General features: G+C 71.1%; 10 protein-coding genes and 4 pseudogenes. 6 read left to right on the plus strand and 8 right to left on the minus strand.

Annotated elements, in window-relative coordinates:
- From GJ633_RS09810 to hemC, 3 genes and pseudogenes are all read right to left on the minus strand, one after another.
- Positions 1-206 (minus strand): annotated as a pseudogene (locus tag GJ633_RS09810) (uroporphyrinogen-III synthase); the annotation flags it as partial.
- A complete protein-coding gene (gene cobA / locus GJ633_RS09815) occupies positions 203-1033 on the minus strand; it encodes a uroporphyrinogen-III C-methyltransferase (protein WP_156588683.1) in 831 nt (276 codons plus the stop codon). The pseudogene GJ633_RS09810 and the gene cobA, both read right to left, overlap by 4 nt.
- Positions 1026-2189: a hydroxymethylbilane synthase gene (hemC, locus tag GJ633_RS09820; protein WP_156588684.1), complete on the minus strand. Its 1164-nt coding sequence runs from the start codon at positions 2187-2189 to the stop codon at positions 1026-1028. The genes cobA and hemC overlap by 8 nt, the downstream gene beginning before the upstream one ends.
- Positions 2190-2817: 628 nt before the next feature.
- Here hemC and GJ633_RS09825 point away from each other — a divergent pair.
- From GJ633_RS09825 to GJ633_RS09835, 3 genes are all read left to right on the plus strand, one after another.
- Complete coding sequence (locus tag GJ633_RS09825) at positions 2818-4095, plus strand: aminotransferase class V-fold PLP-dependent enzyme (RefSeq protein WP_156588685.1); 1278 nt, start codon at positions 2818-2820, stop codon at positions 4093-4095.
- Positions 4096-4232: 137 nt separating this feature from the next.
- A complete protein-coding gene (gene sufU / locus GJ633_RS09830) occupies positions 4233-4658 on the plus strand; it encodes a Fe-S cluster assembly sulfur transfer protein SufU (protein ID WP_156588686.1) in 426 nt (141 codons plus the stop codon).
- Between the two features lie 191 nt (positions 4659-4849).
- Positions 4850-5554 (plus strand): Sjogren's syndrome/scleroderma autoantigen 1 family protein, encoded by a 705-nt coding sequence (locus GJ633_RS09835; protein ID WP_156588687.1) that lies wholly within the window; start codon positions 4850-4852, stop codon positions 5552-5554.
- A gap of 49 nt (positions 5555-5603) precedes the next feature.
- Here GJ633_RS09835 and glmM read toward each other — a convergent pair.
- Positions 5604-6966, minus strand: a pseudogene (gene glmM, locus GJ633_RS09840) (phosphoglucosamine mutase).
- Positions 6967-7072: 106 nt separating this feature from the next.
- Between glmM and GJ633_RS09845 the strand changes: the two are divergent.
- Positions 7073-7674, plus strand: a pseudogene (locus GJ633_RS09845) (hypothetical protein).
- Between the two features lie 33 nt (positions 7675-7707).
- On the opposite strand, the gene GJ633_RS09850 reads toward GJ633_RS09845, so the two are convergent.
- The 4 genes and pseudogenes from GJ633_RS09850 to GJ633_RS09865 form a co-directional block, all read right to left on the minus strand.
- Positions 7708-8316: a hypothetical protein gene (locus GJ633_RS09850; protein WP_156588688.1), complete on the minus strand. Its 609-nt coding sequence runs from the start codon at positions 8314-8316 to the stop codon at positions 7708-7710.
- Positions 8317-8376: 60 nt separating this feature from the next.
- Positions 8377-8763: a hypothetical protein gene (locus GJ633_RS09855; RefSeq protein ID WP_156588689.1), complete on the minus strand. Its 387-nt coding sequence runs from the start codon at positions 8761-8763 to the stop codon at positions 8377-8379.
- Positions 8763-9458 carry an ATPase domain-containing protein gene (locus GJ633_RS09860; protein WP_156588690.1) on the minus strand — a complete coding sequence of 232 codons (696 nt, stop codon included), beginning with the start codon at positions 9456-9458 and terminating at the stop codon, positions 8763-8765. The genes GJ633_RS09855 and GJ633_RS09860 overlap by 1 nt, the downstream gene beginning before the upstream one ends.
- A gap of 151 nt (positions 9459-9609) precedes the next feature.
- A pseudogene (locus tag GJ633_RS09865) lies at positions 9610-10067 on the minus strand (chemotaxis protein CheW).
- Positions 10068-10169: 102 nt separating this feature from the next.
- On the opposite strand from GJ633_RS09865, the gene GJ633_RS18515 reads away from it, so the two are divergent.
- Both GJ633_RS18515 and GJ633_RS09870 read left to right on the plus strand, forming a co-directional pair.
- A complete protein-coding gene (locus GJ633_RS18515; protein ID WP_394351146.1) occupies positions 10170-10475 on the plus strand; it encodes a response regulator in 306 nt (101 codons plus the stop codon).
- On the plus strand, positions 10472-11073 hold a 602-nt coding region (locus GJ633_RS09870), incomplete at its 3' end, for a chemotaxis protein CheB (RefSeq protein ID WP_394351147.1). The genes GJ633_RS18515 and GJ633_RS09870, both read left to right, overlap by 4 nt.

An 11073-nucleotide genomic window follows, 5' to 3' on the forward strand; every position in this document is an offset into this window, starting at 1 on the left:
CGCCGCGAGCTCCACGCCCGTCTTGCTCGTGAGCACGACGTACGGCGCGTCAGCGGGGACGGCGCCCGTCGCTCGACCGCCAGCATCGGGTCCGCGACCGGTGCCGCCCCGAGCGACGTCAGCAGCGTCTCGGCCGCCTCGATCCGCTCGTCGTCCGGGCGGAAGACGGCGACGCGAGGGCGTCGATCGGGGTCTTCCTCGCTCACGCGGCGTCACCTCCATCCGGATCGTCGACAGACGCGTCCCTCAGAAACGCGATCACCCGGTCTCGCGTCGCCGCCACGTCGCCGATCACGGTGATCGCCGGCGGTTCGATCCCCGCCTCGTCGCGGGCGTCGACGATCGTATCGAGGGTCCCGGTCGCCACGCGCATGTCGGGCCAGGTGGCGCGCTCGACCAGCGCGACGGGGGTGTCGCCGTCGAGCCCGGCCTCGCGGAGCGCCGCGGTGTAGCCTGGCAGTTTCCCCACGCCCATCAGCACGACGATGGTACCGCCGGTGGCCGCGAGCGCCTCCCAGTCGACCGCGGACTCGTCTTTCGTCGGGTCCTCGTGGCCCGTGACGAACGAGACCGAGGAGGCGTGGTCGCGGTGCGTCACCGGGATCCCCGCGACCGCGGGGCCCGCGATCGCGGAGGTGACGCCGGGGACGACCTCGAAGGGGATCCCCTCGTCGGCGAGGTGTTCGGCCTCCTCGCCGCCGCGGCCGAAGACGAACGGGTCGCCGCCTTTCAGCCGGAGGACCGACTTCCCCTCGCTAGCCAGCTCGACCATCCGCCGGTTCGTGTACTCCTGGGGCGTCCACTCGCCGCCGGCGCGCTTGCCGACGTCCTCTCGTTTTTCCTCGGGGATCTCGCCGAGGATCTCCGGGCCGGGGAGCTTGTCGTGGAGCACGACGTCGGCCGACTCGATCAGCCGCGCCGCCTTCACCGTCAGCAGGTCGGGGTCGCCCGGCCCGGACCCGACGAGGTAGACGGTTCCGGGGGTCGTCTCGGGTGTCTCGGACGTCCCGTCGGGGGCCGCGTCCTCACTCATCGGTCGCGCCCTCGCGGGTTCCCTCGGTCGCATCCGCCTCCTCGCGGGCCGCCGCGATCAGGTCCGCCGCGCCCTCGGCGGCCAGGTCCGCCGCGAACTGCTCGGCCGCCTCGGCGTGCGATCGGATCGGCAGGTCGCGCGTGGCCGCCACCTCCTCGGTGCCGTCCGTCGAGAGCACGCGGACGCGCGTGTGGACGTGTTCGCCCTGCACGAGCGCGGAGACGCCGATCGGGGCGACGCAGCCGCCGTTGAGTTCGCCGAGGACCGTCCGCTCGACGGTGGCCGCCACGCGGGTCCGGGGGTGGTCGACCGCGGAGCGGACCGCCTCGACCACGTCCGGGTCGACCGCGGTCACCGCGATGGCGCCCTGCCCGGCCGCGGGGACGAACTCCTCGCGGGGGAGCCGGGTCGTCTCGACGTCGTAGTAGAGGTCCGAGCGGCGGAGTCCGGCCTCCGCGAGGACGACCGCGTCGTACTCCGTGTCGACCTTCCGCTCCATCGCCGAGCGCTCCAGGTCGGAGAGGGAGTCGAACCACTCCTCGACGGTCCGGTCGAACGACTCGTCCGCGCTCCCGTCGTCGACCGCATCGGCCTCGGTCTCGGTTCCGCCCGCCTCCGCGGTCAGCGCCCGGTCCTCGCCGGAGGCGACCAGCCGGCGCTCGTGTTCGGCCTGAAGGCCGGGCGCGAGCAGCTTCTCCAGCCGGGTGTCGACGTTGCCGCGGATCGGCTCGACGACGAGGTCCGACCGCGCGGCCCGGATCTGCGCCTGCCGGCGGAGCGAGCCCGTGCCGACGACGGCGCCGGCCGGGAGGTCCTCGAGGCCGAGCCCGTCGGGCTGGACGAGCACGTCGCCGGAGGGGGCGCGCTCGGGGAGGCCGGCGATCACCACGTCGTCCATCCCCTCGGTCGGGACGTCTTTCAGCGAGTGGACGGCGAGGTCGGCGTCGCCGGACAGCACCGCCTCGTCGACCGCGCGGACGAACGCGCCGGTCTTGCCGAGCCGGTGGATCAGTTCGTCGGATATCTGGTCGCCACGCGTCTCCACCCGTCGGAGTTCGACGTCGCGGCGTCGGGTGGACAGCGCCTCGCGGACGGTCTCGGCCTGCCGCACGGCGAGGTCCGATCCGCGGGTGGCGAGCGTGAGCGTCTCGGTCATACGCGAACCGAGGCCCCCCGCGTTCAAAAGCACACCAGTTCGGCCGTCTCGGCGAGCGCAGGGACCTCCCACCCACGACGTTTCCGCGGTCGGGGTCCCGGCTGTCGGCGCGCTCCGGTGAGCGCCGCTTTGCGGCGCGAATCCGAGCGCGAGGGAGTCGAACCGGCGCGTCGACGCGCCGGTTCGACGAGGCTGGGGAGGCGTGAGGTGCGGGGCTGTGCTGGGTGGGACGCAAAGGGGCAGCCGCGAGGCGGGCGCAGGCGACGCAAGCACTGGAAGGAGCGAGCGAAGCGAGCGACCTGAAGCGCGCAGCGAGCGTGCGTCCGCCTCGCGGTTGGGGCTTTGCGTGGTCGTGACCGATGGGAAAACACCGCCGTCCGCCTCGCGGTTGGGGCTTTGTGTGGTCGTGACCGATGCGAAAACACCGCCGTAAGCCGAGCGGCTGGGGCTTTGGAAGTCGCTACCGCGTCGGCGACTGTTGATACTCGATCGGGGACGAAGTCGAAGTGGCTCACGCGGGTCCGGAGCCTCGAACCGAACCCGGCCATCCACACGTAGTACGTCCGCGATACGGGCAACACGTACCGGACCGAAGGTGTGTTAGTGCTCGGGGCCCTGAGAGCCGGCAATGGGAGTTCAAGAACAGTACCCGTTCGACGTGGAAGCGGCCCGCGCCGACTTCCCGATCCTCGACCGGAAGGTCGGCGGCGACCCGGAGACACCGGGTGAGGGACCGGGCGACGACACCCCGCTGGTCTACCTCGACAACGCGGCGACGTCGCACACCCCCGACCCGGTCGTCGACGCGATCGCGGACTACTACCGCGGCTACAACGCCAACGTCCACCGCGGGATCCACCAGCTGAGCCAGGAGGCGTCGGTGGCCTACGAGGAGGCGCACGACACCGTCGCCGACTTCGTGGGCGCCGACGGCCGCGAGGAGATAATCTTCACCAAGAACACTACGGAGGCGATGAACCTCGTCGCGTACGCGTGGGGGCTCGAAGAGCTCGGTCCGGGCGACAACGTCGTCCTCTCGGAGATGGAACACCACGCGTCGCTCGTCACCTGGCAGCAGATCGGCAAGCGGACCGGCGCCGACGTCCGCTTCGTCGAGGTCACCGACGAGGGATACCTCGACATGAACCACGCCGCGGAGCTGATCGACGACGACACCGAGATGGTCTCCGTCGTCCACGTCTCGAACGCGCTCGGGACGATCAACCCCATCGCCGAGCTGGCCGACCTCGCGCACGACCACGACGCGCTGATCTTCGCCGACGCCGCGCAGTCGGTCCCGAACCGCCCCGTCGACGTGAAAGCGCTCGACGTCGACTTCCTCGCGTTCTCGGGCCACAAGATGTGCGGACCGACCGGGATCGGGGCGCTGTACGGCCGCGAGTCGCTCCTCGACGAGATGCAGCCGTACCTCTACGGCGGAGACATGATCCGCCGGGTCTCCTTCGAGGACTCCACCTGGGAGGACCTCCCGTGGAAGTTCGAGGCGGGCACGCCCTCGATCGCCCAGGGGATCGGCTTCGCGGCCGCGATCGAGTACCTCGAAGCGATCGGGATGGAGCGGATCGAGGCGCACGAGGACCTGCTGGCCGCGTACGCGTACGACGAGCTGGCCGCGATCGACGGCGTCGAGATCTACGGTCCCCCGGGCGACGACCGCGGCGGACTCGTCTCGTTCAACGTCGACGGCGTCCACGCGCACGACCTCTCCAGCATCCTCAACGACTACGGCATCGCCATCCGCGCCGGCGACCACTGCACCCAGCCGCTTCACGACGAACTCGGCATCTCGGCCAGCGCGCGCGCCTCCTTTTACCTCTACAACACCGTCGAGGAGATCGACGCCCTCGTCGACGCCGTTGGCGAGGCCCGCGACCTCTTCGTGTAGTCCGCCGACCCCTTCGCGGAGTCTGCCGACCCCTTCGCGGCGCCCGCCGAATTTTTCGCGGAATCCGCCGGCGGCTCGACCGGCGCGAGCGCGGCGACGGAACCCTTTTTGCCGGGAGCGGCCTACCCGTGACCGAGATGGGACTGGGCTCGGACATGTATCGGCAGCAGATCCTCGACCACTACAAGAACCCCCGCAACTACGGGGAACTCGAGGATCCGGACTTCACGCACGTCGGCGAGAACCCCTCCTGTGGCGACACGATCCAGATGGAGGTCGCCCTCGACGACGCCGAAGAGACGATCGAGGCGGTGCGGTTCACCGGCGACGGCTGCGCCATCTCGATGGCGTCCGCGAGCATGCTCTCCGAGCGGCTCCACGGGATGTCCGTCGACGAGCTCGACGCGCTCGACACCGACGACATCACCGAGATGCTCGGCGTCGACATCTCCCCGATGCGCGTGAAGTGTGCCGTGCTCGGCCGCCAGGTCGCACAGGACGGCGCGAAGATCCACCGCGGCGAACTCGACCCGGACCGGACGCGGACCAAGACCGAGGAGTAGCGGTCCGACCCCGACCTGGGTTGGGACCGGTGCCGGTGCCAGACCCCGTACCGGTACCGAACCGGTGCCGGACCCGTACCGGTACCGAACCGGTGCCGGACCCGTACCGGGCCGATCCGGCTGGCCTTCGACGCGCAGCACGGCCGTTCCGAGCCCCCGAGCTTTTGCTCGTGAACGACGTTCGTCCACCCATGAGTGACGGCTTCGACAAGGAGGCGGAACGAGAGAAGCTCCGCGAGAAGTTCGAGCGGGACAAAGAGAAGCGCGAACACACCCAGCGGATGTCCGAGCTCCTCTTGCAGGGAGCGACGATGACGAACCGCCACTGCGAGGAGTGCGGCGATCCCATCTTCCGACACGACGGCCGGGAGTTCTGTCCCACGTGTCAGGCCGAGCGGTCACAGGGGAACGCGGGAGCGGCCGCCGGGAACGCACGCGGCGCGGCCGACACCCACGGCGAGACGTCACCCGACGAGGCGCCGCCGACCGACGACGCGACGCCGAGCGCGACCCAGACCGACGAGTCGGCCGCGACGGCTGCCAACGGAAGCGCGCCAGCCTCGCGAGACGAGGCGGCGACGACCGCCGGATCGTCGCCACGAGCCGACGCGACCTCGACCGACCAGCCGCAGACGGAGCGATCGCCCGCGGAGCCGGCGACGACCGAGACGGGAGCCGCCGAGGCGACCACGGCCGAGACGCCCGCCGCCGGATCGCCGTCGCCCGACACCGAGCGAGTTGCCGGCGGCGACGACCGTTCCGCCGCGCGCGCGTCGCTGACGCGGACGCTCACGCGGTTCGCGCGCGCGGCGGAGCAGACGGACGACCCACGGCGCGCGCGCGATCACCTCGAAGCCGCCCGCGAGGCGGCCGAGGCGCTGGCGGCGCTGGAGTGATCGACATGCCGGGCCCGGGCACCCGTCGCGTCCGGGGAACCCTCCCCGTCTACCGCCCGCTCTCGACGGCCACGCGCATGTCCGTCGCGAGCCGTTCCGCGCGGTCGGCGTCGGCGGACTCCGCGTAGATCCGGATCTTCGGCTCGGTGCCGGAAGGGCGGACGAGCACCCACGCGTCGCCGTAGTCGAGCCGGTACCCGTCGGTCGTGTTCGGCTCGGCGTCAGCGGTTTCGACGTACGCGCGCGCCGCCGCCAGCATGTCGTCGCGCTCGTCTCCGTCCTCGTACTCGACGTTGACCCGGACGAAGTGGTAGTCGGCGTAGGGCGCGATCACCTCGCTCGCCGGGTCGCCGTCGGCGGCCGCGAGCAGTTCGAGGAAGCGCGCGCCGATGTACGCCCCGTCCCGAGAGAGCCGGTACGACGGGAAGAACACGCCGCCGTTGCCCTCGCCGGCGATCGGCACGCGGGTCCCCTCGTCACGGAGCTCGCGGGTCCGCGTGATGATGTTCGTCGCCCCGATGGACGTGAGTTCGAGGTCGGCGTCGTTGGCGTCACAGACGTCGACGAGTCGCTGGGAGACGTTGACGGCGCTGACGACCGCGTCGCCGGCCGACAGGCAGGCGTCGGCCAGCGCCGCGAAGGAGGTGTCGCCGTCGATGACGCGCCGGTCTCGTCGACGAAGACCGCCCGGTCGCCGTCGCCGTCGTGGGCGATCCCCACGTCGCGTCGGTGGTCGCGACGAGCCGCGAGAGCGCGTCGAGGTGCTCGGGGACCGGCTCGGAGTCGCGGCCGGGGAAGTGTCCGTCCGGCGTCGCGTTGACGGTCAACACCTCACAGCCCAGCTCGCGGTAGATCCGCGGCGACGCGACCGACGCGGCGCCGTGACCGGGATCGACCGCGACCGTGAGGTCGGCGTCGGCGATCGCCTGCCGGTCGACCGCCGCGACGAGCTGGTCGGCGTAGGCGTCGACGACGCCGTCGATCCGGCTGGTCTCGCCCACGGTCCGCCAGTCGGCGTGGTCGTACTCGTCGTCGAGCACGCGCCGCTCGACGCGTTCTAACACGTCGACGGAGAGCTCGACGCCGTCGTCGCCGACGAGTTTGATCCCGTTGAACTCGGGCGGGTTGTGCGACGCGGTGACGAGCACGCAGGGAACGCCGGCGGACTCACAGTAGTGGCCGACCGCGGGCGTCGGGACGACGCCCAGCCGGTCGACGTCGCAGCCGACCGCGGCCAGCCCGCTCGCGGCGGCGTTCGCGAACAGCTCGCCGGTAGTGCGGGTGTCGCGGGCGACGGCGGCGCGGTCGGCGTCCCACACCGTCCCGGCCGCTTTCGCGATGTCGAGGACGAGCTCCGGCGTGAGGTACCGGAGCGCGACCCCGCGGATACCGCTTGATCCGAACAGCTCCATGGGAGGCCATGTGCCGGCCGACGGGAAAGCGGTTCCGAACCGGCCCCGGAGGCGAAGGTGAGGGCGAACGCGTGTGGTTCAAGCCCGCGTCGGTCGTACCGGGGGCATGGACCACTCGCGACGCGACCTGCTGACGGGGACCGCGGCGACGCTCACCGCCGCGGGCGCGTCGGCGTCGCCGGCTGTCTCGACTTCGCCGCCGGGGAGGGACCGCAGGGACCGGCTGGAACCCCGGAGACGCTCTCGTGTCCGGACGAGTCGTTCGTCCGGCTCGACCAGCCCTTCGAGGGACCGGTCGAGGAGACGGTCGTGGAAGCGCCGTCGACCACGGTCGAGCTGTCCGCGGAGGGGAACGCCGAGACGTACGGCCAGTCGCTGCGGCTGGTGCTGCGAAACACCGGCGACGGCACGGCGACCGCCCTCGGCCGACACGCGTACTCGCTCCAGCGCGAGACGGGCGAGGGCTGGCTCGACGTCCGCGGCTCGACCACGGGCGAGCCGGCCGCGCTGCCGCGGACCGAGGAATCGTTCGGCCCGACCGACACGTACAGCTGGTCGCTCACGCTCGAAGAGGCGGCCGTCGCCGCCGCGGTTCCCGACCGTGACCTCGCCGTGTGTCCCGCGCTCGGGCCGGGGATCCACCGGTTCGTCTACTGGGGGCTGGTCGACGCGCCGCCGGTCGGCACCGAGTTCGAGCTGGTAGGGTAGCGGCAGCGATCGGGGACAACCGGCGCCGACCGTTCAAAACGCCGTCCACTCCGAGGGACGGTCGACCCGACCCCGGACGCGGAACTCGCGGTCGTCGTCCGCGACGCGCGTCTCCACGACGACCTCGAACGGCTCGTGGAGGGTGTGGACCACCTGTTCGTCGTGCGCCGTGGACCCGACGACGCCGACGAAGGGCCACCCCTCACCCGACGTCTGCGAGGTCATCACGCGGGTGAACCGGTAGATTCGCTCGGGGTCCCAGTACATCAACAGCTGGGAGAGCGAGTAGATGCCGACCGCGCGCTGGCGGCCGGCGGAGGCCTCGACGACGTCGGTGAACTTGATCCCGATGTCGGTCAGGTTGCCGGCGCTGCCGACGTACTTGGTCGTCGGGGTGTCCGGGCGCTTGTCGCCCTGCTGGTGGGTGACGCAGTCGATGACGGTCACGTCGTCGCCGTCGCGGTCGGTTATCCGCTCGTAGTCCGCCCGCACCTTCTCCGCCGTCCGACCGGTGGAGATCACCACGGGGCTGTCACACCACTCGGCGAGCAGGCGGTTGAACAGGTCGTACTTCCCGCTCATCGGCGGACCGCTGACCAACACGCTGTCCGACTCGCGGACAGCGTCGGGAAGTACGGTCATGTCTCGACGTTGCGCGGGTATCGCGTAAAACCCTTCCGAGGGATCACTTCTTCCACGGGATCACTTCCGAAGCATCTCCGGAAGTCCGAGCGACGACGGCGGTCCTTCTCGCGGCCGCTTCGAGAGGGACAGCTCCGTGATCGCGCCGGGAAGGGCAGATCCGACCGGCGGGGTCCGCGGCGTCCCCGCCGCGTCGACGAGCGCGTCCCAGACCGCCTCCGGGTCGTCGGCCTCGGCGGCGGCCTCGAGCGCCCGCGTCCGCCCCTCGTCGTACGCGAGTTCGACGAGGCTCCGGTCGTACCCGCCGGGAACGGCGTTCACGATGCGGTCGAACTCCGCCGGCGGCTCGCTGTCGATCCCGGCCGCGACACCGAGCGCGAACGCCCGGTCGACCGCCTCCTCGCGCGACAGCGCTTCCCAGTCGGTGCCGAACGTGCCGTCGTACATCAGAGCGTCACCGTCGCGGCGTCGCCGACGCGGAGTCCGGCGTCGGTGAACTCGACCGTCTGGATGTCCGTGTCGATGTCGGTCCCCCGCATCTTCAGGACCTGAATCCCGCGCCGCATCCCCTCGTCCTCGAGGTAGTTGTGCATGAACACGACGCCGTGTGCCAGGTAGTGCTCCTCGGAGTACGCGTCGAGGTCGGTCATCTCGGAGATAAGGAGGGTCGTCGCGTCCGTCCGCTTCAGCGACGAGAGCAGCTGGATCATCGTGTCCTCGTCGTCGTCGAGGAGGAACCGCAACAGCATCGTGGAGTCGAAGACGACCCGGTCGATGTCTCGCGAGTTGATGAAGCCGGTGAGCCGGTTCGTCACCCCGGAGTGGTCCCGCCGCTCGCCCGGCAGCCCGAAGAACCGCCGCCCGTCCGACGAGAAGGAGTCGAGGAACGTGACGCGGTCGGTGTCGAGCGCGCGGTCGAAGCCGAACTCGTACCCGCCCATGTCGCGGCGGATCCCCGACTTCGTCTCGTGCATGCTGATGTACAGGACGTCCTCGCCGTTGCGGGCGCCCTGCGCGGCGAACTGTGAGCAGAACGTCGTCTTCCCGCTGCCGGGCGGGCCACTGACCACGTACAGGCGCTCCTCGGGAAACCCGCCGCCGACGAGGTCGTCGAACCCGGGGACGCCGCTTGAAACGCGCATGCGTCGAGAGGCGAGCGGTCGCCGCATAAGGGTTGCCGCCCGGTTCTCACGGGTGAGAACGAACCGTCCCGGAGGACGGCGTCGGTCACCCGTCCCGGACGACGGCCTCGGCCACCCGTCTCTGACGACGGCCTCGACCGCCCGTCCCGGGCTACGTCGCGGTGACCTCGACCGAACCGACGTCGTCGACGTCGGGGGATACCCAGACCACGAACCGGTCGTCGGACGTGACGATCCCGCAGACGCCGTCGTCCTCCACCGTGGTTCCCCGATCGACGTCGTCGGGGGCGACGTCGCGGACCTGGAACACCTCGTCGACCATCCACCCGACGGTGCCGCCCTCGTCGATCTCGCCGTCGTCGAAGACGACGATCCGCTCGCGGGGCCCGTCGTCGTCGATTCCGAACAGGGTTTCGGGTCGACGATCGTCGTCGTGCGTCCCCGCAGATCCATCACGCCCTCGACGTGCTCGGGCGAGTTGGGGATCCGGGTCAGCTCGCCGGCGTCGACGATCTCGTCGATGACGCCGATGTCAAGACAGTACGTGCCGTCTCCCAGGCCGAACTCCAGCACTTTCGTGGGCTCGGCGTCCGCCTCGATGGCTGCCATGGGCGCCACTGCGGCGAACGCGCAAATAACCGTGTCTCCCGAATTATCAGGGGTGATTACTGGGGCCGTGGGTTTATGCTGATTCTGGGTCCGCCTCAGCACATGAGTAAGACGACGGATCGGCGCGGCGATCTGGACGGCTCCCCGCGGGTAGTCGTCGTCGACGACTCCCCGTTCATGCGGGGGTTGATCGCCGACCTCCTGACCGACGCGGGCATCGTCGTGGTCGGCGAGGCGGGCGACGGCGAGGAGGCGCTGTCCGTGGTCGCCGAGACGCGCCCGGACGTGGTGACGATGGACGTCGAGATGCCGGGGATGGGCGGATTGGAGGCCCTCGAGCGGCTGATGGACGAGACGCCGACGCCCGTCCTCATGCTGTCGGCGCACACCGCGGCGGGCGCGAGGTGACGTTCGAGGCGCTCGAACGCGGGGCGGTCGACTTCTTCTCGAAGCCCGGCGGCGAGGTCTCGACCGGCGTCTCGCGGGAGGCGGAGCGGCTCGTCGAGGCGGTGCGGTCGGTCGCTGACGCCGATCTCGACGCGGCGACGCGCGACCGATGCGAGCGCGACGACGGGAGTGCCGAACGGGCCGCGGCACCCGCCTCGGCCGCGACGACCGAGCCCGCTCCGGGCGTCGACGCGCCGTTGACCGTGGTGATCGGCGCGTCGACGGGCGGGCCGAACGCGGTCGAGCGGGTGATGGCGGCGCTGCCGATGACCGACTGTCGGGTCGTCATCGTCCAGCACATGCCGGAGGCGTTCACCTCGCGGTTCGCCGACCGCCTCGACGAGGCCTCCGCGTACGACGTGCGCGAGGCGAGCGACGGGGCGCGGATCGGCGCCGGCGAGGCGATCGTCGCCCGCGGCGGGAGCCACACCCGGATCGACAGCTACCGCGCGGGACGGCTCAGAGTCAGACTCGAGGCGGACGGCTCGCAGTCGGTCACGCCGGCCGCCGACGTGACGATGCGCTCCGCGGCCGCCGTCGGTGGACGACGCGCTGCGTC

The organism is Halorubrum sp. CBA1125 (genome assembly GCF_009742825.1).
Taxonomy (GTDB): domain Archaea; phylum Halobacteriota; class Halobacteria; order Halobacteriales; family Haloferacaceae; genus Halorubrum.